Source organism: Thiomicrospira sp. WB1, from assembly GCF_001507535.1.
Lineage (GTDB): Bacteria > Pseudomonadota > Gammaproteobacteria > Thiomicrospirales > Thiomicrospiraceae > Hydrogenovibrio.
The window spans coordinates 857114-880129 of the sequence record NZ_LQBN01000001.1 but is presented as its reverse complement, the minus strand read 5'-3'; the positions used below and the strand labels follow the sequence as shown (position 1 = coordinate 880129).

General features: G+C 53.2%; 18 protein-coding genes. 8 read left to right on the top strand and 10 right to left on the bottom strand.

The window, feature by feature from the left end:
* Positions 1 to 2: 2 nt before the first annotated feature.
* Genes AVO41_RS03910 through carA form a run of 4 tightly spaced genes read right to left on the bottom strand, consistent with a single transcriptional unit; the run spans position 3 to position 5407 of the window.
* Positions 3 to 497: a DUF4149 domain-containing protein gene (locus AVO41_RS03910; RefSeq protein WP_068582833.1), complete on the bottom strand. Its 495-nt coding sequence runs from the start codon at positions 495 to 497 to the stop codon at positions 3 to 5.
* Positions 498 to 974: a transcription elongation factor GreA gene (greA, locus tag AVO41_RS03905; RefSeq protein ID WP_068582830.1), complete on the bottom strand. Its 477-nt coding sequence runs from the start codon at positions 972 to 974 to the stop codon at positions 498 to 500.
* Between the two features lie 43 nt (positions 975 to 1017).
* Positions 1018 to 4245, bottom strand: coding sequence for a carbamoyl-phosphate synthase large subunit (gene carB, locus AVO41_RS03900; protein WP_068582827.1), 3228 nt, complete (start codon positions 4243 to 4245; stop codon positions 1018 to 1020).
* A gap of 16 nt (positions 4246 to 4261) precedes the next feature.
* Entirely contained in the window at positions 4262 to 5407 is a 1146-nt protein-coding gene (gene carA, locus AVO41_RS03895) for a glutamine-hydrolyzing carbamoyl-phosphate synthase small subunit (protein ID WP_068582824.1), read from the bottom strand.
* 326 nt (positions 5408 to 5733) lie between these two features.
* On the opposite strand from carA, the gene AVO41_RS03890 reads away from it, so the two are divergent.
* Positions 5734 to 5964 carry a DUF2798 domain-containing protein gene (locus tag AVO41_RS03890; protein ID WP_068582820.1) on the top strand — a complete coding sequence of 77 codons (231 nt, stop codon included), beginning with the start codon at positions 5734 to 5736 and terminating at the stop codon, positions 5962 to 5964.
* Positions 5965 to 5989: 25 nt separating this feature from the next.
* On the opposite strand, the gene AVO41_RS03885 is transcribed toward AVO41_RS03890, so the two are convergent.
* The gene (locus AVO41_RS03885) at positions 5990 to 7234 is read right to left on the bottom strand and encodes a multidrug effflux MFS transporter (protein ID WP_235584647.1); all 1245 of its coding nucleotides are present in this window, start codon (positions 7232 to 7234) and stop codon (positions 5990 to 5992) included.
* Between the two features lie 225 nt (positions 7235 to 7459).
* Here AVO41_RS03885 and AVO41_RS03880 point away from each other — a divergent pair, with 225 nt between their 5' ends.
* Complete coding sequence (locus tag AVO41_RS03880) at positions 7460 to 9301, top strand: cyclic nucleotide-binding domain-containing protein (protein WP_068582818.1); 1842 nt, start codon at positions 7460 to 7462, stop codon at positions 9299 to 9301.
* 65 nt (positions 9302 to 9366) lie between these two features.
* Here AVO41_RS03880 and AVO41_RS03875 read toward each other — a convergent pair whose 3' ends face one another.
* From AVO41_RS03875 to grpE, 5 genes are all read right to left on the bottom strand, one after another.
* Positions 9367 to 11949 (bottom strand): methyl-accepting chemotaxis protein, encoded by a 2583-nt coding sequence (locus AVO41_RS03875; RefSeq protein WP_068582815.1) that lies wholly within the window; start codon positions 11947 to 11949, stop codon positions 9367 to 9369.
* 194 nt (positions 11950 to 12143) lie between these two features.
* The gene (dapB, locus tag AVO41_RS03870; protein WP_068582812.1) at positions 12144 to 12941 is read right to left on the bottom strand and encodes a 4-hydroxy-tetrahydrodipicolinate reductase; all 798 of its coding nucleotides are present in this window, start codon (positions 12939 to 12941) and stop codon (positions 12144 to 12146) included.
* A gap of 41 nt (positions 12942 to 12982) precedes the next feature.
* On the bottom strand, positions 12983 to 14134 hold the full coding sequence (dnaJ, locus tag AVO41_RS03865; RefSeq protein WP_068582810.1) for a molecular chaperone DnaJ: 1152 nt from the start codon (positions 14132 to 14134) through the stop codon (positions 12983 to 12985).
* A gap of 145 nt (positions 14135 to 14279) precedes the next feature.
* Entirely contained in the window at positions 14280 to 16214 is a 1935-nt protein-coding gene (gene dnaK / locus AVO41_RS03860) for a molecular chaperone DnaK (RefSeq protein WP_068582806.1), read from the bottom strand.
* Between the two features lie 145 nt (positions 16215 to 16359).
* Positions 16360 to 16998 (bottom strand): nucleotide exchange factor GrpE, encoded by a 639-nt coding sequence (grpE, locus tag AVO41_RS03855; RefSeq protein WP_068582804.1) that lies wholly within the window; start codon positions 16996 to 16998, stop codon positions 16360 to 16362.
* 279 nt (positions 16999 to 17277) lie between these two features.
* On the opposite strand from grpE, the gene AVO41_RS03850 reads away from it, so the two are divergent.
* The 6 genes from AVO41_RS03850 (at position 17278) to AVO41_RS03825 (ending at position 22940) form a co-directional block, all read left to right on the top strand.
* A complete protein-coding gene (locus AVO41_RS03850; RefSeq protein WP_082676490.1) occupies positions 17278 to 17964 on the top strand; it encodes a TorF family putative porin in 687 nt (228 codons plus the stop codon).
* A 314-nt stretch (positions 17965 to 18278) separates the two neighbouring features.
* Positions 18279 to 19265, top strand: a complete 987-nt coding sequence (locus tag AVO41_RS03845; protein ID WP_068582798.1) for an ABC transporter substrate-binding protein — start codon at positions 18279 to 18281, stop codon at positions 19263 to 19265.
* A gap of 59 nt (positions 19266 to 19324) precedes the next feature.
* Complete coding sequence (locus tag AVO41_RS03840) at positions 19325 to 20338, top strand: fatty acid desaturase (RefSeq protein ID WP_068582795.1); 1014 nt, start codon at positions 19325 to 19327, stop codon at positions 20336 to 20338.
* A gap of 15 nt (positions 20339 to 20353) precedes the next feature.
* Positions 20354 to 21136, top strand: coding sequence for an N-acyl homoserine lactonase family protein (locus tag AVO41_RS03835; protein ID WP_068583309.1), 783 nt, complete (start codon positions 20354 to 20356; stop codon positions 21134 to 21136).
* 24 nt (positions 21137 to 21160) lie between these two features.
* The gene (locus AVO41_RS03830; RefSeq protein ID WP_068582792.1) at positions 21161 to 22015 is read left to right on the top strand and encodes a sugar phosphate isomerase/epimerase; all 855 of its coding nucleotides are present in this window, start codon (positions 21161 to 21163) and stop codon (positions 22013 to 22015) included.
* A gap of 4 nt (positions 22016 to 22019) precedes the next feature.
* Positions 22020 to 22940: a DMT family transporter gene (locus AVO41_RS03825; RefSeq protein ID WP_235584646.1), complete on the top strand. Its 921-nt coding sequence runs from the start codon at positions 22020 to 22022 to the stop codon at positions 22938 to 22940.
* Positions 22941 to 23016 lie beyond the last annotated feature (76 nt).

The following is a 23016-nucleotide window of genomic DNA, read 5'->3' as shown; positions in this document are numbered from 1 at the left end:
GACTAAACGCTTGTTGTTGTCGGACGGCTCTGCCGACTTAAACGCATCAATGAGAGGCCCCACCAGGCAACCGCCCCCCAACTGACCAGATACAGAAATTGCGAGACGCCATGCCAGAAAGAAAAATTCATGCCCCAGTAAAGCATGGTTTCGGGCTGCTTCAGTGTGGTCATCAGAGGCGACACCCACATGGCATTCAACGTCAAGGCAACAAAGGCCACCAGCAACCAGAAAGGCGAACGATGGCGCCGAATCTCACGGGCACGCCAACCCAGCGCCCATAACGCGATCAAGCCCACAAAGGCACCAAAATAGGCTGCTTGCAATAAATGCGCCATGAGCTGGCCCGCCACACCTGATGGCAAAAGACCAAACAGTACACCGCCCGTCACGTATCCCAGGGCCCAGTGCCAGACCACGTAAGCGCTGACCAGCCACTGACCCCAGATTAAAGCGGCGGAGGGTGAAGCGGTTGAATGAGTGACGCTGCCAGTCATTTAAATGTACTGAATTTCGACAATTTCATAATCGATGTTACCACTTGGCGCCTTCACAATGATTTCATCACCGTCTTCCTTGCCAATCAGGGCCCGCGCAATGGGCGAGTTCACCGAAATTTTATTTTTTTCAATATCGGCTTCCTCTTCGCCAACGATTTTGTAAGTCACTTCTTCATCGTTGTCCACATTCAAGACCGTCACCGTTGAACCAAACACCACCTTGCCATTGGGCGTTAACTTGGTCACATCGATGATCTGCACACTGCCCAGAATGGATTCAATCTGCTTGATGCGCGCTTCAATCAATCCTTGCTGCTCACGCGCGGCATGGTATTCCGCATTTTCCTTCAGATCCCCATGCTCTCGTGCCTCTGCAATCGCATTGGTCACGGCAGGGCGATCTTCTTTTTTCAGCTTCTCCAGCTCTTTTTTCAGCTGATCGGCGCCATCTTTGGTCATCGGATGTCTTTGCATAGATTCCCCTTATTTCTGTTAAACCGCAAAGGCCGGCCCGGTCTCAGACCGATGCCGCGTGCGTGGTCTGCAGACAGGTCACTTTTGTATTGTCCTGATAGGCCATCGCCGACACCATCGCCAGCGCACCCGCCATGGTCGTGGTGTAACACACCTTGTGCATCAGGGCTTCGCGGCGAATACTGGATGAGTCCTTGATGCTCACCGAACCGTCGGAGGTGTTCACAATGAGGTCCACCTCTTCATTGACAATGGCGTCCACAATGTTCGGGCGCCCTTCGGTCACTTTATTGACCACTTCACACTCGATGTCATGTTCTTCCAGGGTTTTGGCCGTGCCTCGCGTCGCAAGGATGGTAAACCCTTTCTCAACCAGATCTCTGGCCAGTCCCACCACTTTTTCACGATCCGCCTGACGCACACTGAGGAACGCTTTGCCGGAAGTAGGCAGAATCGTACCCGAGCCCAGTTGTGACTTGTGGTAGGCTTCAGCAAACGTATCGCCGACACCCATGACTTCACCGGTCGACTTCATCTCAGGCCCGAGAATCGGATCCACACCCAGGAATTTAATGAATGGGAACACCGCTTCCTTCACCGAATAATGCTTGGGCCGAACTTCGGTGGTAAAACGCTGGTCCGCCAACTTCTGCCCCACCATGCATCGCGCAGCAATCTTGGCCAGCGGGTGGCCGATGGCCTTGGACACAAACGGCACGGTCCGTGAAGCGCGTGGGTTCACTTCCAGCACATAGATTTCTTCGCCTTTCACCGCAAACTGGGTGTTCATTAAGCCGACCACACCCAGCGCTTTGGCCATTTTTTCGACCTGCAGGCGAATCTCATCTTGAATATGCATGGCAATGCTGTAAGGCGGCAGAGAACAGGCTGAGTCACCGGAGTGAATCCCCGCCTGCTCTATGTGCTCCATGACCCCGCCGATGACCACGGTTTCGCCGTCACTGACCGCATCCACATCCAACTCCACCGCGTCGTCCAAGAAGCGATCCAACAGGACCGGTGAATCATTGGACACTTTGACCGCCTCGGTCATATAACGATGCAGGTCCGTGTCATTATAGACAATCTCCATGGCGCGCCCGCCCAACACATACGAAGGACGCACCACCAGCGGATAACCGATCTCATTGGCCAGTGCCAAGGCCTGATCTTCACTGCGCGCGGTTCGATTCGGCGGCTGCTTCAGCCCCAGGTCGGCCAGCATTTTCTGGAAGTGCTCACGGTCTTCGGCCAGATCAATGGATTCCGGCGACGTACCGATAATCGGCACACCGGCTTCTTCCAGATCACGTGCCAATTTCAAGGGTGTCTGCCCGCCATACTGAACAATCACCCCACTGGGTTTTTCCAGTTCAACGATTTCGAGCACATCTTCGAGCGTCAGGGGTTCAAAGTAAAGACGATCCGAGGTATCGTAATCCGTGGACACGGTTTCGGGATTACAGTTCACCATGATGGTTTCATAGCCATCATCGCTCAATGCCAGCGCCGCATGCACACAACAGTAATCAAACTCAATGCCCTGGCCGATCCGGTTGGGGCCGCCGCCCAGCACCATGATTTTTTCCTTGTCCGTGGGCTCGGCTTCACACACTTCTTCGTAAGTGGAATACATGTAAGCGGTGGATGTTTCAAATTCAGCCGCACAGGTGTCCACGCGCTTGTAGACCGGGCGCACATTCAACGTATGGCGGAACTTACGGATGAACGCCGCATCCGTATCCAGAAGCTTGGCCAGCCGATTGTCAGAAAACCCTTTGCGCTTTAACTGACGCAACATCCTCTCATCCAGCGCATCCAATCCTCGCTGTTTCAAATCGTCTTCACAGTCGACCAATTCTTGAATTTGAGACAAAAACCACGGATCGATCCGTGAAATGTCATGCACCGTCTCCAAGTCCCAGCCAGCACGGAATGCATCGGCCACATACCACAAACGCTCAGGCCCGGGGGCACGCAGCTCATGACGCAAGGTGTCTTTGACTTCTTTGTCATCCATCTGCGCCAACGGCATGATTTCATCCAGACCGTCCTTGTCCGTTTCCAAGCCACGCAAGGCTTTTTGCAGGGACTCCTGGAAATTTCGACCCATGGCCATGACTTCGCCCACCGACTTCATTTGAGTGGACAAACGCGTGTCCGCCTGCGCAAATTTTTCAAAAGTAAAACGCGGCAACTTGGTGACCACATAGTCGATGGTCGGTTCAAACGACGCCGGCGTTGCTCCATCCGTGATGTCATTGTTCAACTCGTCCAAGGTGTAGCCCACCGCCAGCTTGGCTGCGATTTTGGCGATCGGAAACCCAGTCGCCTTGGAAGCCAGTGCTGACGAACGCGACACCCGCGGGTTCATCTCGATGATGATCATGCGCCCGGTTTCGGGGTTGATCGAAAACTGCACATTGGAGCCGCCGGTTTCCACACCGATTTCACGCAACACCGCCAGTGAGGCGTTACGCATGATCTGATATTCCTTATCCGTCAGCGTCTGCGCCGGGGCCACGGTAATCGAATCCCCCGTATGCACGCCCATCGGATCCAGGTTCTCAATCGAACAAATAATGATGCTGTTGTCGTTTTTGTCGCGCACCACCTCCATCTCGTATTCTTTCCAACCGAGAATGGATTCTTCAATCAACAGTTCATTGGTCGGCGACAATTCCAGACCGAATTTGCAAATCTGCTCGAACTCTTCCTTGTTGTAGGCAATGCCCCCACCGGAGCCGCCCAGCGTAAACGAGGGCCGAATAATGGTGGGAAAACCGACGCGCTGCTGAATCTCCCAGGCCTCGTCCATATTGTGTGCCACGGCGGACACAGGCATGTCCAGGCCGATTTTCTCCATCGCGGCACGAAAACGTTCCCGGTTTTCCGCCTTATCGATGGCGTCGGCATTGGCTCCGATCAATTCTACACCCAACTCATCCAGCACACCGTGGTTATACAGGTCCAACGCGCAGTTCAGCGCGGTCTGACCGCCCATGGTCGGCAGAATGGCATCCGGCTTTTCTTTTTCCAGAATGCTTTTGACACTGCCCCACTCGATCGGCTCGATGTAGGTCGCATCTGCCATCTCAGGGTCGGTCATAATCGTGGCCGGGTTGGAGTTGACCAGCACCACGCGATACCCTTCCTCCTTCAAGGCCTTACACGCTTGCACGCCGGAGTAGTCAAACTCGCAGGCCTGACCGATGATAATGGGACCGGCGCCAATAATCAGTATGCTTTGAATGTCCGTTCGTTTTGGCATCTTGCGTTTCGTCCTTTTAAGCGTTTTGGTGCTGGGTCATGTCGTTGATAAAAGCATCGAACAGGGGGGCCACGTCATGTGGGCCGGGGCTGGCTTCCGGGTGCCCCTGAAAGCTGAAAGCCGGCTGATCTTTGAAGCGGATGCCCTGAAGCGACCCGTCAAACAAGGAAACATGGGTGGCCGTGACATGATCCGGGAGGGAATCGGCCTCTACGGCAAACCCATGGTTTTGCGAGGTGATCATGACTTTCTTATCGGCCAGGTTTTGAACCGGATGGTTGGCGCCATGGTGACCGAATTTCATTTTGACACTCTTTGCGCCCCCGGCCAGTGCCAACAACTGGTGTCCCAGACAAATGCCAAACAGCGGGATACGTTTTTCCAGCAACACCTGAATCGCTTCAATGGCGTAATCGCAAGGTTCCGGATCACCGGGTCCGTTAGACAGAAAAACCCCATCCGGGTTCAAGGCCAAGACATCTTCCACCCGCGTTTTGGCCGGTACGACCGTCAGCTTGCAGCCACGGTCGGCCAGCATACGCAGAATATTGTGCTTGATACCATAGTCATAGGCGACCACGTGAAAGCGCTGCTGATCCGAGCGATCGGCGTGCCCGCCTCCCAAAGACCAGGTGCCCTGAGTCCATTCGTAGACACGGTCGGTGGTCACGGCCTGGGCCAAATCCAGCCCTTTTAAACCGCTGAACTCCTGTGCCAGTGCCACCGCACGCTGCTCATCGTCTTCGGTCAGGTCTTTCCCAGCCAGAATCGCCCCCGACTGCGCGCCCTTGTCCCGAAGAATCCGTGTCAACGCCCGGGTATCAATGTCCGCGATCGCCACCACCTTCTGCTCGGCCAGGTAATCAGGCAGCGACTGCTGCGCCCGAAAATTGCTCATCCGGGCGGGGCAGTCTTTCACAATCAGGCCCTGTGCCATGATCGACTCGGACTCTCGATCCTCGTCATTGACCCCCACATTCCCGATATGCGGATAGGTCAGTGTCACAATTTGCTTGTAATAAGAAGGATCGGTCAGAATTTCCTGGTACCCGGTCAGAGAGGTATTAAATACCACCTCTCCCACGGTTTCCCCCGACACGCCCAGTGACGTGCCCCGAAAAACGGTGCCGTCTGCCAATGCGAGTATTGCTGTGTCTGTCATGTATGTGCCCTGCTTGCCCAATGTCGCCCAGTCAGATTGGGGTGCCGTGTTACCGATTTGTGCCGTCCGCATATAAAAAAACGGAGCCAATTCCCTCTCAGGAACTCACTCCGTTTCTTTACAAATCTTCAGCACTCTTACAGGCATTTCATCGAACCCCAATCAGCGAAAAGCCATAATCGAATTATTGCGCGGATTGTAATGCATCCACCCGGATAAGTCCACCGAAAAAGTCCGAGAAAGCACTGGCTTGCAGGCAACTTGCTCCAACCCGACAAAAACGTTACTATTTAGTAACATTTACAGCACGAATCGAGGCCCCTTTCATGTTTTCAAAAAGGCTCCATCGACCGGTCCAGTCATTTCTGATGTCGTTATTTATGACAATTTTGATGACGTTTATCATCACCTGGGTCAACACCGGCATGAATGACGGCTTCACTGGACGCTGGTGGCACGCATTTCTGATTGCCTGGCCCATTGCTTTCGTCGTGATTCTGTTGATTGCCAAACCCGTCATGAAATTAACCACCCAACTTTGCAGCCGCGAACCCTAAACATTGGCTTTTTAACCAGGCCTGGTCAAATGTGATCCGTTTTAATGGGCTGATACCCTTTGGCCCAAAATAGAAACGCCAGGCCACTTAGCAATATCATCGCCCAAAGCCCAACAAAGGTGGTCGTCAGCTGACCGTCATGCAAACGCCCCATCAACAAGCCAAGACTGCCGCCAAAGGCAAACATGGTGGTGCCCATCAATGCACTGGCACTGCCGGACACGTCGGGGAAAAAGCGCATAAAGCTGGCCTGCATATTTGGCGTGACCGCCCCCAGCACCCCAATGACAAAAAACAAAAACACAAGAATCACCAACAGTTCAGGCGTACCAAGTGCCACATACCCCCAAAGCGTTCCGGCCAGCGCCGCTTGTACAGCTAATACCCGTATCAGGATCTGACGAGGCGAATAAAATCGCAGAAAAAACAAATTGGCCCGGTTAAACAGCATCACGCCCAGCACCACCAGACCGAAATAAAGCGGGAATCGCTGAGCCGATAACCCATAGACCTCCATCAGCACAAACGGGGATTGAGTGATGTACACAAACAATGAGCCACTGGCAAACCCCTGAGCCACCAAAAAGCCCACTGCCCGGCGATGCGTCAGAATCCGACCGTAACTTTTCAGTGCTTGGCCTACCAGCCAGTCACCGTTGGCTTTTGCCTTGTTTCGAACCTCCACCGGTCGGGTTTCAGGCAGCTTCTGCCACAGCATCCAGACCAAAAACAAGGCATACGCCGACAGAAAGCCAAAAATCAAGGGCCACTGCCCGACCATCAGCCACAGCGCGCCCACACCGGGCGCAATCAGAGGTGCGACCAACATCACCAAGGCAATCATGGAAAACACCCGGGCGCTTTCGCGCCCACTGAAGAGATCTCGCACCATCGCCGCCGACACCACCGTGGCAAACCCGCCCCCCAATGCCTGAACCAGGCGCCAGGCATAAAACACCTCCAGCGTCTGTGTCTGTGCCAACATCAAAGAGGCGAGCATAAACGTCCCCAACCCCACAAAAGCCACCGGTTTGCGCCCGAACTGATCCGACAAGGGGCCGCCGAGCAACTGGCCCAGACCAAACCCGAGCAGAAAAAGCGGCACCGTGAGGCTGATCTGGTTGACGCTCGCCGACAGTGATTCGGCGATGGCAGGCACAGACGGCAAATAGGTGTCTACCGCAAACGGCGTCAAGGCAATCAACGCCCCCAGCCAGATTGCAAGCTCTCGCGGTGAAAGACGCGGCTGTCGAGACAAAGATGCGCTCAAAAGACCTCCGAACATTGTGATAAAACCGTCAAACTGATACAAAACAGACGATTAAAATGAATGACCCGCCCCGATGACACATAACAGTCGTCAAAAGCGGCGGATGAAAACAAAAACACCATCCCGGATCAACGGTTGAGCGCCTTACGACAAACAGGCGACCATGCCCGGGGCACGACAGTCATTAACATAGCACACTTGGCTTTCATCCAAAGGACACATTACATGCCGATCGACAACCTGATGCTTCTGGCCCTGATCATTGGACTGGTCAGTGCCGTTTCATTACCACTCGGTGCCTTGACCACTCTCATCTGGACACCCCAGGACCGTGCCATCGCCTGGCTGATGGCATTCGGTGCTGGCGCCCTGCTTTCGGCCGTGACCATTGATTTGTTCGCCCCGAGCCTGAGCAATGGCCTGTTCCTCGAAACCGCAACCGGCGCGTTTCTGGGCAGTGCTTTTTATCTGTCTTTGAATACACTGCTCAACCAGCAAGGCGGCTTTTTGCGCAAAACCGCCACCACCATTCAGTATTTACGAGGCAAGCAGACCGAACAGCGCATGCAGTTTCAGGCCTCACTCAATCGCCTTCCTTTTTTCAACCGCCTGCCGGACGACGACAAAGAACTGTTTCTTCAGCAGGCCGTTCGCCGGCGTGTCAAACAAGGGGAGATGGTTTTCCACCACAGTGACGCGCAAAACCGGTTTTTCATCATTCAGCAGGGCACAATCAAGTTACGGGACCCGTCGCTGGAACTGAAAACCTTCATGGAGCTCAATGCCGGAGATACCTTTGGTCGCATGGCGTTTTTCACCAACCGCAACAACGCCACCCTGGCCCAGGCCGCCACCGATGCAGTGCTTTGGGAAATCAACAAAGACCAACTCAACCGGCTGCTGAAAAGCCGACCCGCCCTGCGCGAAAGCCTGTGTCGCTATTATGACGAAGACACTGAGTTGCGCCACTATCTGCAAACCCGCCACCAAATGACCGAAGCCGAAAGCCGGGCGCATCTGGCAGAACTACGCTCGACGCTTCAGAGCCAACAGACTCTGCCACTGCATCCGCCCCCCCCCAAAGACCTGGCCCGCTCTCAGCGATGCCTGCAAAAGGCAAGACGCTTTTCCGTACTCGCCAATCTGCCCGAGGAAATTCAGGGGCTGGTCGCCTCACGCATGACCGAACACACCTTGCCCGCGGGTCAGGCCATTTTCAAAAACAAAAGTCCGGCCGAACGTCTCTATTTACTCGAAGCCGGTGAAGTGGAACTGGTGGACCCAAAGAAAAAGCGCCAGGACTTTGAACGGCTGAAGCCGGGCGATTTCTTTGGGGTCATGGCCTTTGTGGTGGGCGGGGAACATGCCACCACAGCGATCACACGCACCGACTGCCGCTTCTGGGTCATCGAAAAAGACACCTTCATTCAATTGCTGAACCAGATCGACCTGCTCAACGCCCGGGTGCGTGACTTTCTAAGAACCGATGACCTCAGCCAATATCTGACGCAGGAGCAGCAACTGAAACAACTCCAGGCCCAAAAATGGGTCAACCATTCCATCAAACACCTGCTCCCGGGGCAACTGCCGACGCTGGCCGAGGCCTTTCCTTCGGCTCGTCACACCATGCCAAAGGCCGCCTATTTCGCCATCTGGCTGGGGATTTTACTGGATGGCATCCCCGAATCCATGATGATTGGTGCCCACCTGAGCCAGGGCGAGATGATTTCCATGAGCCTGATTGCTGGGCTGTTTCTTTCCAACTACCCCGAAGCCCTGTCCAGTTCCGCCAGCATGCGTGATCAGGGCATAGCGTTTCACCGTGTGTTGGCGGCCTGGACATTGCTCATGCTGCTGACCGGGTTGGGCGCAGCCTTGGGCCAGGTCTTACTGACCGGCACCGCCCCTGCTGTCGCCGCATTGATCAGTGGCATTGCCGCGGGGGCCATGCTGACGGTCATCGCCGAAACCATGCTGCCCGAAGCCTATAGCAAAGGCGGCTCGATCATTGGCATGGTCACGCTCTTGGGGTTTATTGCCGCCATGAGCTTCAAACTGTTTGATTAACCGCCTGCCCCAAACAAAAACGCCCGATGAAGCATCGGGCGCTGACTAAAAGGCGACAGGGACGCTTACGACGAATGACCGTTGTTGCCCGCCATCTCATCCTCCATCTGGTTCAGAGTGTCCACCACACTGTTACTGAGTCGTTCCAGCTCATCCAATTGCGCTTCCGCACCTTTGGTGTCTCCCAGGTTTTTCAACTCAATGATTTTGCCCACATGCGCGTGCATGGCCGCATGGGTCTGTTCCAATTTCTGGAATTTCGGGTTGCTCTGATACTGCTGGCCACTGCCATAAATCCAGGCGCCCAGTTCACAGGCTTTGGGATCCACCGCTTTTTCCGGCACCACGCCCACATCAAACCCGTGAATGAACGCACGGGCTTTGGCTCGCCACTGACGGTGCGCCATACGAATGCGCACGAAGTTGACGTCGGAATCCAATGCAGACGAATGATTGCGCGGCAGGATTTTGAAACTGTCGGCGTTTTTGGTCATGGCCGCGGTCAGCATTTCCAGTTGTTCAGCCGACTGATTCGTGTCCTCGGCCATGGCGGCATTTTTTTGCACGCCCTCATCGATCGAGGCTACGGCTTCGTTAATCTGCGCCAACCCCTTGCTTTGCTCCTGACTGGAACGCGAAATCTCTTCGATCACCGACAGCGTCTCTTCGATCGCCGTCTGAATTTCGTTCAATGCCTCGCCGGAATCATTCACATAAGTAGTGCCCTGCCCGACTTTTTCGATGGTGTCTTCAATCAAAGCGCGAATCTCTTTGGAGGCATCCGATGACTTACCGGCCAAAGAGCGCACCTCACCAGCGACCACCGCAAATCCACGCCCATGCTCACCGGCCCGTGCGGCTTCCACCGCGGCATTGAGCGCCAACAGATTGGTCTGAAAGGCAATGGAATCGATCAGACTGATGATGTCGCCGATTTTCTGACTGGCGGTATTGATCGAATCCATGGATTCAATCGCCTGTTGCATCACGGTCACTCCCCGCTTTGCTCGGTCCACAGCGGATTGGGCTTTTTGCGAGGCCTGTACGGCATTGTCCGAGCTACTTTCGACCGCGCTGGTAATCTGCTCCATCGACGCCGAGGTTTCCTCCAGCGAGGCAGCCTGATTCTGAGCGCTTTCACTCAGGTTCGAACTGGCTGTATGAACCCGACGCGAGTCCTGATCAATAAACCCGGAGACTTCCTGCACGCCCGCCAGAATATCGGAAATGTTTTCCATACTGACCGTCAGCGCCTCTTTGACCACGCCAAAATACCCCGGCGCGTGGGCATCGATCTTCTGGTTGAACTGACCCACTGACATATTAATCGCCACGTTTGCGGCCATATCAATTGATTTCACAATCGCATCCAGCGTCATATTCAACGCTTCCGCCACCGGGCGAATCGTGTCCGAGGCCAACTCCAGGTTCACCCGATAATCAAGATTCCCCTCAACAATGCCTTCATGGATGTGTCTCACCTCTTTGAGCAGTTCCTGCTCCGAAGTTTTATCCGCCCATTCCACCACAGTGCCGATGCGCATGCCCATGCGGTTAGTCACCGGCACAAACTTTAATTTAAAATACAGACCGCCAAGCTCAATGTCACTGAAGTGCGTTTGGTCTTCGGGTTCGAAAAACGGAGCATTGCCTTCGTGATCAAACATTTCAATGTTCTGCCCGACCACATGATTGGGCTGAAAATGGGGCAGAACTTGTTTGAACTGTGGCTCACGTGCTTTAAAAAAGCGCTCCAGCTGCTGATTTACATAAACAATGGTGTGGTCCTTGTCCATCATCATCATATTGGTCCAGGCTTGATCCACGGCAAAATGCAAGCGATTGCCCCGGTCGCGTTCGCTTTCAGTGTCTTCTCTGTAAGCGCCAATGGCCAGCGCCGCGGATTGAATCGCTGCGCGCAAACGCCCCATATAGGTTATGCGAATGCTCATGTCCAGCTTGGGCTTGCCCCCCGAAAGCTGGCGCAAATAACGGATGGCCTGAGAAATCCGATTCTGTAGAAAGGAACCAATCCAAAACGCCACGCCCAACATCAGCGCAGACAAGGCCAGCAATCCCCACAGCGGCATCTCGTCGACCAGGGTGTGAGTCAGAATCAGCGGCAACACCCCCACCAGAAAGGCCAGACCTACCATCTGACTTTGGGGGCCCATTTTGGAGGTGACAAAATTCCGACGCAGACCGGAATAAACCTCCCCATGATAAATTTTTAACTTGCCCTGTTTGATCTGTTCATAGGCACGCGTCGCTTCCTGCTTGGCAGAATTTGACACCGCTTCACGCACAGAAAGATAGCCGGTGATCTGGCCTTGATCGTCATACACGGGTGTGGCATTGGCCTGCACCCAATAGTATCCCCCGTCTTTGCGGCGGTTTTTCACCACCTGCGTCCAGGGCAACCCTTCTTTCAAAGTGGCCCACATGTCGGCAAACACCGCCTCAGGCACATCCGGGTGACGGACAATATTGTGATTGGCGCCCAGTAACTCGTTGCGAGAAAACCCACTGATCGCTTCAAACGCATCGTTGCATTGCGTGATGGTGCCCTTCAGATCGGTGGAGGAAACCAGTCGTAACCCTTCTGGAACGGGGGTTTCTACCTGTGTTACCGGCTGGTTATTTCTCATAATCGTGCCTCGCTTGTCATGATTGTGTCGGTTTCAGAGTGTTTCAGTATTTTTAAGTGCATAAGCAGAAATAATGCCATCATTACCAGGCCTGGTTAAAAAGCAACCCGCACACCTCATCTTTGAACATTGTTTGCATATTACGGGCAATAAAAAAGGCGCCGAAGCGCCTTTAAAATGGGTTTATGGGGAGTTCACAACCCCAAAACATCCTGCATGTCGTACAAGCCGGGTGGTCGATCCAGCAGCCAGCGGCAGGCGCGTGCCGCCCCCTTGGCAAAGGTCATGCGACTGGATGCCTTGTGCGTGATTTCAACACGCTCACCTTCGGTGGCAAACATCACCGTATGCTCACCGACGATGTCTCCGGCGCGCACGGTGGCAAACCCAATGGTATCGCGCTCACGCTCGCCAGTAATGCCTTCCCGACCATAAACCGCGCATTGACTCAAATCACGCCCCAATGAATCGGCCACCACTTCGCCCATGCGCAAAGCGGTGCCGGAGGGCGCATCCACTTTATGACGGTGATGTCCTTCAATGATTTCGACGTCGTAGTCATCGCCGAGCACATCGGCGGTTTGCTGCAACAGTCGCAAAGCCAGATTGACGCCCACACTGTAGTTGGCGGCAAATACCACCGGAATGCGCTGTGCCGCCTCATCAATCAGTTTCTGCTGTTCAGAAGTAAAACCGGTGGTCCCGATCACAATCGACTTGCCATGCGCCAGACACACTTTCAGGTTATGCAAAGTGGTGTCGGGCGTCGTAAAATCGATCAACACATCAAAATCGCTGACCACTTGGTCCACCTGGTCCACCACGGCCACGTCGCGGGCACCGATGCCCGCCATTTCACCCGCATCCACACCGATCATCGACGAGCCGGGACGATCAATCGCCGCACTCAAGGTCAGGTTTTCCGCCTCGTCCACGGCTTTAATCAGGTTTTTACCCATACGCCCACAGGCGCCAATAATGCCGACTTTCATTGTTTCATCCTGTTTGTTGCTGCGTTCGCGCTTATCCCCGACTACTTCCAGGGCTCGTCTTGGCTGTTGCCTTCGGCGTCGTCATCGCCTTTGAAAAAGGCTTTGACGGCATCCAGAAAACTCTGAGACTTTGGGCTGTGCTTGTGATGCTTGCCGGCAAAGCTCTCCTCGAGTTGTTCCAGCAGCGCCTTCTGGTCGGAATTAAGCTTCACCGGCGTCTCAATGTGAACCTGCACAATCATATCACCGATGCGGTTGGAGCGCACCGACTTAACCCCTTTGCCCGCCAGCTTGAAGCGCTGACCGGACTGAGTGCCGGCTGGAATTTTCAAATTGGCTTTGCCTTCCAGTGTCGGCACCTCAATCGTGCCGCCCAGTGCGGCGGTGGTAAACGCTAACGGCAACTCGCATAACAAGTTATTACCATCTCGAGTGAATATCTTGTGGGGTTTCACATGAATGCGCACATACAAATCCCCGTGCGGCGCGCCGGGCTCTCCGGCTTCGCCCTCACCCTGCAGGCGAATGCGATCGCCATTGTCAACACCGGCCGGGATTTTAACGGACAGCGTCTTGTGACTGCGCTTATAGCCTTCGCCCCGGCACGCTTTACAAGGCGTCTTCACAATCTTGCCGGTGCCATGACAGGTTGGACAGGTACGCTCCACCGCAAAGAAGCCCTGTTGCATGCGCACTTTGCCCATGCCTTCACAGGTCGGACAGGTTTGCACATCGGAGCCGGGTTCTGCCCCGGAGCCGTCACACTTGTCACAGACTTCTTTGGTTGGGATACGAATATCCACTTCCGTGCCACTGACCGCGTCTTCGAGTGAGACGTCCAGTTCATACTGCAGGTCATTGCCCGGTTGCGGGCCTCGACGACCGCCAAAGCCACCGCCGAAAATGTCGCCAAAGATATCACCGAAGTCGAAACCGCCACCGCCGAAGCCGCCGCCCTGAGCCTGGCCGTCGACGCCCGCGTGACCGAACTGGTCATAGGCCTGACGCTTTTGCGGGTCAGAGAGCACCTCATAGGCCTCAGAAGCCTCTTTGAATTTGACCTCGGCATCCGGGTTGTCTGGATTGCGGTCAGGGTGGTAGCGCATCGCCATTTTGCGATACGCTTTTTTGATCTCGCCTTCGGTTGCGGTTTTAGAAACGTCTAAAACCTCATAATAATCTCGTTTGCTCATAGTTGACCACTTAACAGTTTCGGACAAACCCAAACATTCTTGGCAATACACAAAACATTTGGGTTTGCCCGGTATTCAAAGACCGGACAAAAGAAAAGCACGAGAGCGCTTTCGCGCTTCGTGCTCAAAAGAGACGCCGACACGTTTATTTCTTGTCTTTGTCGTCATTGACCTCTTCAAACTCGGCGTCGACCACATCGTCGTCCGCGTTGTTGTCAGAGCCTTGCTGCTGGCCACCTTCGGCGCCCGCATCACCTGGCTGCTGCTGGCTGTAGGCCTTCTCCGCCAGTTTCTGGCTAGCTGTGGCAAGTGCCTGCGATTTTTCATCAATCGCTTCCTTGCTGTCGCCTTTGATGGCTTCTTCCAGCTCAGTGATGGCTTTTTCAATCGCTTCTTTTTCAGACGCTTCCACTAAATCGGCTTGCTCATCCAGCATTTTACGCGTGCCGTGTACCATGGCATCGGCCTGGTTGCGCGCTTCCACCAGCTCTTTGAGCTTGGCGTCTTCTTCGGCATGCGCTTCAGCATCCTTGACCATCTTCTCGATTTCGTCTTCGCTCAAGCCGGAAGAGGCCTGGATGGTGATGTGCTGTTCCTTGTTTGTCGCCTTGTCTTTGGCAGACACATTCAGAATACCATTGGCGTCAATGTCAAACGTCACCTCAATCTGAGGTGTGCCGCGTGGCGCCGGTGGAATTTCGTCCAGGTTGAACTGACCCAGCGACTTGTTGCCCGACACCATCTCGCGCTCACCTTGGAGAACGTGGATGGTCACGGCCGCCTGATTGTCTTCCGCGGTTGAGAACACCTGCGACTTACGCGTCGGGATGGTGGTGTTTTTCTCAATCAACTTGGTCATCACGCCACCCATGGTTTCGATCCCAAGCGACAGAGGCGTGACATCCAGCAACAAGACGTCGTTGACGTCACCGGCCAGAACACCGCCTTGGATCGCCGCACCCATGGCCACCGCTTCATCCGGGTTCACATCCTTACGCGGCTCTTTACCAAAGAACTCTTTCACTTTGGCCTGAACCATCGGCACACGCGTCGAGCCACCCACCAGAATGACGTCATCAATTTCAGACGCGCTCACGCCAGCGTCTTTCAAAGCCGTTTTACACGGTTCAATTGAACGGGTTACCAGGTCTTCAATCAATGATTCAAACTTGGCGCGCGTGATTTTCATGTTCAGGTGCTTCGGCCCGGAGGCATCCGCCGTGACGTACGGCAAGTTGATGTCTGTCTGTTCACGCGAAGACAGCTCAATCTTGGCTTTTTCAGCGGCCTCACGCACACGCTGCAGTGCCAGCTTGTCCGCTTTCAGGTCCACGCCCTGCTCTTTATTGAACTCTGCGGTGATGTAATCAACGATGACATTATCAAAGTCTTCACCCCCCAGGAAGGTGTCCCCATTGGTGGCCAGTACTTCCACCTGTTTTTCACCGTCCAGATCAGCCACTTCAATGATGGAAATATCAAAGGTCCCACCGCCCAGGTCATAGACCGCGACTTTTTTGTCGTTCTGGACCTTGTCCATACCATACGCCAGCGCGGCTGCCGTCGGCTCGTTGATGATACGCTTGACTTCGAGGCCCGCGATTTTACCGGCATCCTTGGTGGCCTGACGCTGAGAGTCATTGAAGTAAGCCGGAACCGTGATCACCGCTTCGGTCACTTCGTGACCCAGATACTCTTCGGCGGTTTTCTTCATCTTCATCAGCGTGCGGGCAGACACTTCCTGAGGCGACAGTTTCTTACCGTCCACTTCCACCCAAGCGTCACCGTTTTCAGCCGGGATGATTTTGTAGGACACCATGTCCTGATCTTTGGTCACAACCGGATCGTCGGCACGACGACCAATCAGACGCTTGATCGCAAACAACGTGTTTTCCGGGTTAGTGACTGCCTGGCGCTTGGCCGAGTCCCCGACCAGCACTTCACCGTCGTTGGCATAGGCCACAATCGATGGCGTGGTGCGTGCGCCTTCGGCGTTTGGAATGACTTTGACTTCTTTGCCTTCGTTAATGGCCACACATGAGTTGGTGGTCCCAAGGTCAATCCCGATAATTTTTCCCATAACTCTTTCTCCAAATAGGTTGCGTCGTTTTAATCGACTGTTCAGCAAGTAAATAAAAACGTTTCAATCGTTAGGTGTTAACTGGGGGGAAGCCTCATACTTTTCAACCCCCCTCAACCTGATTTTTTACCAGGCCTGGTCATTTTTATTGCGCGACCACCACACGCGCTGCCCGAACCAAGCGGTCATTCAGACGATAGCCTTTTTGAACGACCTCGACCACGGTATTGGAATCATGCGCCTCGGAAGGCATCATGGTCATGGCTTCGTGCAACTGCGGGTCAAAGACCTCCCCTTTCGGGTCCACGCGCTCGACGTTGAATTTATCAAGCACATCCAGCATTTGCTTAAAGGTCATCTCCATGCCTTCAACCAATGGACTGACCCCCTCTCCTTGTTCCTGCTCTGCTTTCTTTGCAGCCTCAAGCCCCATTTCCATAGAATCGAGAACACTTAATAGCTCGGTGACAAATTTTTCCAGCCCGAACTTGTGAGCGTCTTCTACATCTTTGCGCGTGCGCCGCTTGAGGTTTTCCATGTCGGCAAGCGTGCGAACGGCCAGATCTTTTTGCGATTCGGCTTCTTTGCGAGCCTCATCCAGCATTTCTTGAAGATCTCTATTAACGGCGTCTTCGGCCTGGTGGGTTTCCTCCGACATTTCATCATCGCCAAGCTGGGCGACTTCAGGCTCTGCGGCCTCGTTCGCCGCTTCCGCGGCTTTTTTTGCGGTTTGTGCGTGCTCGGCGGCTTCCTGCGCTTGCTTTTCTACGTCCTGTTTCGACATGCGTCACTCCATTGATTTGAATGCAAACACTCACTCAATAATGTCGCTGCAATTTATTTCAAGAGGTTGTTCAAAAAAATCTGATCGCTCGCAACACTGGCTACTAATTTTTTTGGTGCACAAATCAATCCAATTTGGTGCATACGGTTTAAAAAAAATGAAATAAAAAAACCAAAAAAACTGTAACCTGCTGTTTCTTAATACATTTAGTTTTTTTGGCACGCATCATTCTATGTACCCGACGAACTTGATTCAAACCATAACGACACGGAGCGTAAAATGAAAAAGACCTTTCCTTTAAAATCACTATTGGTTTCTATGGCTGTTGCCTCCTCTGCAGCATTTTCTGTTGCCCCTGCGACAGCGCAAGCCGAAGTGACCGGTAACATCAGCGCAACATCGAACTACATGTGGCGTGGTCTTACACAGTCTGACAACCAAGCAGCCATCCAAGGCGGAATTGATTACGCAAATGATTCAGGCTTTTACCTGGGAACTTGGTCATCCACGGTCACCTTCGGCGGTACTTCAACTTATGAGCTGGATGGCTACCTTGGTTTTAGCGGTGAAACAAGTGGAGTCGAATATGACCTGGGATACGTTTATTACGCCTACCCACTTGACGACAACGCCAACTTCTCAGAAGTATATGGCAGCATCGGCATGTCAGGATTCACATTAGGCGGTGCCGTTTCAGCTTCAGAAGACTGGGACGACAGCGAAACTGGTGATGTCTACGCATACGGGTCTTACGGATTCGATATTTCTGAAAACGCAAGTATGAGCATTCTTGTTGGCAATCAGTCTTATGCAGAAGATGGTGCAGACTCGTTTACACATGGTCAAATCAGCCTCTCAATGGAAGACTTTACTTTTGCAGTAGATCAAATCTTTGATGATGAAATCGATCAAAACGAGGGCGACCCGGTTGTTTCGGTAATGTATTCAAAGTCTTTCGGATTGTAACCCTCTAAAACAGTCGTTTCCTCAAATCGTTAGTTGTGATTGCCGACCCAGGCTCCTTGGGTCGGCTTTTTTATTTTTAGCACGCCAGCACCACACCGCCTTACATCCGATCACTTAACACCCAACCAGATTCGGCTAAACCATCCAAACTGGTTCATAAACTGATTCACTCTGGTGCACAAACGCATATCTTCCGCTAAAAAATAATCATAAATTAACAATATTCCTTATATTTCAATAATTTATGTTTTTGGCTTTTATATTGCTTTATTGTTATTACCTTTTTACTTTTTTGTAATACCAAGGAGAAGAGCATGAACTTAAAGCAACTCTGGAAAACGGTCTCACTGACCGCTTGTTTATCCCTCTGGGCTTTGCCCTGGACCGCTCATGCGGATCAGCCGCTCAAAATCGGCTACAGCGACTGGCCTGGCTGGGTGGCATGGGAAGTCGCATTGGAAAAAGACTGGTTTGAAGAAGAAGGCGTCAGTGTCCAGTTTGAATGGTTTGACTACGTGGCCTCAATGGATGCGTATGCTGCCGGGCAGCTCGATGCCGTGCACATGACCAACGGCGATGCGCTGGTTACTGGCTCGACTGGTGCGCCGAGTGTCATGATTCTGGTGAACGATTACTCCAATGGTAACGACATGGTGGTGGCAAAACCAGGCATTGAATCGGTAAAGGACCTGAAAGGAAAGAAAATCGGTGTGGAGGTCGGTTTCGTCGCCCACCTGATGTTACTGACTGCCTTGGAAGAAAACGGCATGTCCGAGTCTGATGTGGAATTGGTGAATGTTCCTACCAATGAAACCCCTCAGGTACTGGCCTCTGGTAACGTTGATGCCATCGTCGCCTGGCAGCCCAGCTCCGGTCAAGCCTTGAAAATGGTGCCCGGTGCAAACGCCGTCTACACCTCTGCTGACAAACCGGGCATTATCTATGATGGTTTGTCCGTCAATCCTGCCAGTCTGGCTCAGCGCCGTGATGACTGGGAAAAGGTATTGAAAGTCTGGTACAAAACCGTGGCCTTCATTAACGATCCGGCCACGCATGACGAAGCGCTTGAAATCATGGCCTCTCGCGCCGGCCTCTCAGCCGAAGAGTACGCACCTTTCTTGAAAGGCACTAAGCTTCTGACACTGGAAGAGGCAAAAAAAGTCTATGAAAAAGGCGATGGCCTGACGTCCATTTACGGGTCATCCAAAGTCTCCGATGACTTTAACGTTGCCAATAAAGTATATGACACCCCTCAAGACATTGATGCTTATTTCGATCCCAGCCTGACTCAAGGCCTATAACATCAAACCCAGCGGCCTCTTATGGAGGTCGCGCACCCCGTTTGAGTGAGGAAAGCAAAATGCCCCAAAATCATTCACTGTTCAGACACAACGATGCCCCGCTTCCAACCTTTCTGGCTTCAAGCTATGTGCTGATTGGCTATCTAACCGGTGGTTATTGGATGCTGACACAGCATCCGCTGTTGAATGTGATCGGGGTTTTTTGGTTTGCCCATTCCATGGTCATTGCGGCCTATCTGCTCCATGAGGCGGCGCACTTGAGCATCTTCAAAAACAAACGCCACAACCGCTGGTTTGGCGAATGGCTGCTCTGGATCACCGGTTGCAGTTACTCGCATTTTGACGATGTTTCCCACAAACATGCCCGCCACCACTCCGATCGCGCTGACATTGTCAGTTTTGATTTTCGCCCGATCTTGGCCCAACATCCCATTGTTTTAAAAATCATTCATGCGCTCGAATGGGCCTATATTCCAGCACTGGAAATTCTGATGCATCTTCTGGTCATCATTCTCCCATTTGTTAAACCCAACCGTCGTAAACGTCGTGCGAGGGTTTTAACCACACTCCTGGTTCGCACCGCCTTATTTGTCTACCTTGCATCGATCTCGGTCCACTTTCTCTGGTTGTACGCCCTGTCTTACCTTCTGTTTTTGACGTTCATGCGCTTTATGGATGTGCACCAACACACCTACGAAGTGTTTGAAACGCTGGACCAGAAACGCGGCCCGGAAGCCCGCCTGCGTGACAGAACCTTTGAAGAGCACAACACCTACTCCAACCTGTTTTCGGTCAAACATCCCTGGGTCAACCTGATTGCGCTGAACTTTTCGTATCACAATGTGCACCACCGCCAACAGATGCAACCCTGGTATCGACTGCCCAAGCTGCACCAGGAAATTTATGGCGACCAGGACCAGCAGGTGCTCACCTTTGGCCACCTGATCAAAAGTTTTCACAAATACCGCATTCCAAGGGTCCTCAACGGCGACCCGGTCAATTTACCGGTCAAAAAGGATGAAGGCGAAACCTTCATTGGCGTGGATGGCGTTTCCTTTCTAACCGCGCATTAAAACGGAGAAATGACAGTGTCTCAGGTCAATAAGTTTTGGTGCATCCTGACAGGCGAACACGCCTATGAAAAAACGCTGTCCACCCATAACCGGGGACACGGCGAAATCATTAAAGCGCCTATCCTGGCTTATCTGATTGAGACCTCGCATGGGCGCATCCTGTTTGATGTCGGTTGTGACTATGCCAAGATCAACACGCCTGAACTCAAACAACAATACTACGAGAACGAAGCCTTCCCGTTTGGTCCCCCTACCATGCAGCCCGAGCAGCGGCTGCCCAACCGTCTTAAACAAATCGGGCTTGAGCCCGAAGACATTGACGTGGTGTTTTGCAGCCACCTGCATTTTGATCATGCAGGTGGGCTGTGTGAATTTTGCGGGGCGGAGGTGCATGTCCACGAGCGGGAACTGAATGCGGCCCAGTCTCGGGCGGATGACGCCTATTTTCAGTCGGATTTCGACCTCTCTTTAAACTGGCGGATCCAAAGCGGTGAATACGAGCTGACGCCCGGCGTACAAGCGATCGAAACCCCAGGCCACACCGCCGGGCACATGTCCATGCTGATTGAGCTTCCCAAAGGGCCGCCGATTTTATTAGCCGGGGATGCCGCTGACCTGCAGGAAAACATTGATCAGGAAATTGCGCCAGGCCTGTGCTGGCAAGACAACCGACAGATGGCCATCGACAGCATTCGAAAACTCAAAACATTGCAGAAAAACGAACAGGCCAACCTCTGGCCCAATCACGACTGGGCGTTTTATCAACGGCACAACCGCTTTCCAAAACCCTTTGAATAAGCCACACAAGCCGAGCCAAATCCAATGAAACTCAAAACCTTTAAACCCCTCTGGGGGAATACGGATCCGATTGAGATGGCCTGCCAACAGGCACAGGAAGCTAGTTTCAATGGGATTGAAGGGCGCCCCCCGGCAGCATCGGACCAAGCGAGGTGGCAGGACGCGCTGGATCAGCACCAGTGCGCCTACATCGCAGAAATTGTCTCAGGCGGCGATTATGTACCCAAGCGCCATTGGTCGGTCACTCAGCATTTGGATGACATTCGGCGACAAGTTGATCGAGCATTGCCATTAACGCCCCTGTTTGCCACCTGCATTGTCGGCTGCGATGCCTGGCCAGAAAAAGACACGCTGCGTTTTTTTGAAAAAGCCATGGCGCTGCAAGACGAGCTGGGACTGACTTTGAGCTTTGAAACCCACCGCAGTCGCTGCCTGTTTACGCCCTGGGTCACCGACCAAGTGGTCAAACAGCTGCCGGAAATCAAACTGACGCTCGACATCAGCCACTGGTGTGTCGTCGCTGAACGTCAGATGGACACGGAAATGACATTAATCCAACGCATCGCGCCCAATGTGTTTCACATCCACGGACGGGTGGGCTATGACCAGGGGCCGCAGGTGCCTCATCCCGCAGCCCCTGAGTATGAGTATGCATTGATGGCGCATGAACAAATCTGGCAATGGATCTGGCGGACGCAAAAAGAGGCGGGCTGGCAGGCTTCGACTTTCACCCCCGAATTTGGGCCAGACGGCTATTGTCACTTGCTGCCATTTACCGAAGCACCCGTGGCCGACATCTGGGCAATCAACCAATGGATGAACGAACGCGAACGCCACGCTTTTGAACAATTCTTCAAACCTTACCAACCAAGAGACTGACACAGTGACACTCACTCAGGTTCGACAACATCCCGGCTTTCCAGCGTTTATTCTGATTTTTGCGTCCATTTTCTGGGGCATGAGCTGGCTGCCACTCAAAACCCTTAACCAAATGGGGTTTGATGGACCGTTTTTGATCATGGCCGCCTATGCCCTTCTGGCCCTGGCGTTTTTACCCTCTCTAGTACGGCAGCGCCATTTTTTAACCTCACATCTGAAAGCCTGGCTGGTCATATTTGCGTTAGGCGGCGGGGCAAATCTGGCGTTTAACTATGCCTTGATCTATGGCGATGTCATTCGAGTGATGGTGTTGTTTTATCTGTTGCCTTTGTGGGGCGTTCTGGGTGGAAAGCTGATTTTAGGGGAACACATCGATCTTAAAGGATGGCTTGCAGCAGGCCTGGCAGTTTTTGGTGCCTTTTTGATTGTCGGGGGCTACCAGATCTTTGACCAGCCGCCCGCTCTGATTGATTTGGTCGCCCTGCTTTCCGGCTTTCTATTTGCCATGAATAACATTGCCTTTCGTGCCTACCAGACCTTACCGGTCAACATCAAACTCAGTGCCCTGTTTATGGGCACAGCGGTATTGGCCGGGATATTATTTCTGGTCCAGGCCGACCCCATACCACCCGTGGACGCGGCGAGTGCCTGGTGGTTTCTGGCTTTTTATGGTCTGGTCTGGCTGCTAATCGCCAATTACGGCTCCCAGTGGGCCGTCACTCACATGCCTGCCAATCGCGCAGCCATTCTCATGATCACAGAGTTATTGGCTGCGGTCCTCTCGGCAGTATTGATTGCCAACGAAACCCTGACATTACTCGAAGCCATGGGCGGGTTATTGATCGTCACTGCAGCCATCTTGGAAGCCCTCAGAACGCATGAGCCGGAAGTGCTCTACGCAGCAACCCATCACCAAAGTCAGTGATGACGCAAAAAAAGGCCGGTGAGCGTTACCACTCACCGGCCTTGATGGCTTATTGGCCTGACAATCAATTTCTTTT

Excerpts from the sequence above, each read along its gene's own strand:
- AVO41_RS03910 (WP_068582833.1), bottom strand. The coding sequence starts at position 497 with ATGACTGGCAGCGTCACTCATTCAACCGCTTCACCCTCCGCCGCTTTA.
- greA (WP_068582830.1), bottom strand. The coding sequence starts at position 974 with ATGCAAAGACATCCGATGACCAAAGATGGCGCCGATCAGCTGAAAAAA.
- carB (WP_068582827.1), bottom strand. The coding sequence starts at position 4,245 with ATGCCAAAACGAACGGACATTCAAAGCATACTGATTATTGGCGCCGGT.
- carA (WP_068582824.1), bottom strand. The coding sequence starts at position 5,407 with ATGACAGACACAGCAATACTCGCATTGGCAGACGGCACCGTTTTTCGG.
- AVO41_RS03890 (WP_068582820.1), top strand. The coding sequence starts at position 5,734 with ATGTTTTCAAAAAGGCTCCATCGACCGGTCCAGTCATTTCTGATGTCG.
- AVO41_RS03880 (WP_068582818.1), top strand. The coding sequence starts at position 7,460 with ATGCCGATCGACAACCTGATGCTTCTGGCCCTGATCATTGGACTGGTC.
- AVO41_RS03875 (WP_068582815.1), bottom strand. The coding sequence starts at position 11,949 with ATGAGAAATAACCAGCCGGTAACACAGGTAGAAACCCCCGTTCCAGAA.
- dapB (WP_068582812.1), bottom strand. The coding sequence starts at position 12,941 with ATGAAAGTCGGCATTATTGGCGCCTGTGGGCGTATGGGTAAAAACCTG.
- dnaJ (WP_068582810.1), bottom strand. The coding sequence starts at position 14,134 with ATGAGCAAACGAGATTATTATGAGGTTTTAGACGTTTCTAAAACCGCA.
- dnaK (WP_068582806.1), bottom strand. The coding sequence starts at position 16,214 with ATGGGAAAAATTATCGGGATTGACCTTGGGACCACCAACTCATGTGTG.
- grpE (WP_068582804.1), bottom strand. The coding sequence starts at position 16,998 with ATGTCGAAACAGGACGTAGAAAAGCAAGCGCAGGAAGCCGCCGAGCAC.
- AVO41_RS03850 (WP_082676490.1), top strand. The coding sequence starts at position 17,278 with ATGAAAAAGACCTTTCCTTTAAAATCACTATTGGTTTCTATGGCTGTT.
- AVO41_RS03845 (WP_068582798.1), top strand. The coding sequence starts at position 18,279 with ATGAACTTAAAGCAACTCTGGAAAACGGTCTCACTGACCGCTTGTTTA.
- AVO41_RS03840 (WP_068582795.1), top strand. The coding sequence starts at position 19,325 with ATGCCCCAAAATCATTCACTGTTCAGACACAACGATGCCCCGCTTCCA.
- AVO41_RS03830 (WP_068582792.1), top strand. The coding sequence starts at position 21,161 with ATGAAACTCAAAACCTTTAAACCCCTCTGGGGGAATACGGATCCGATT.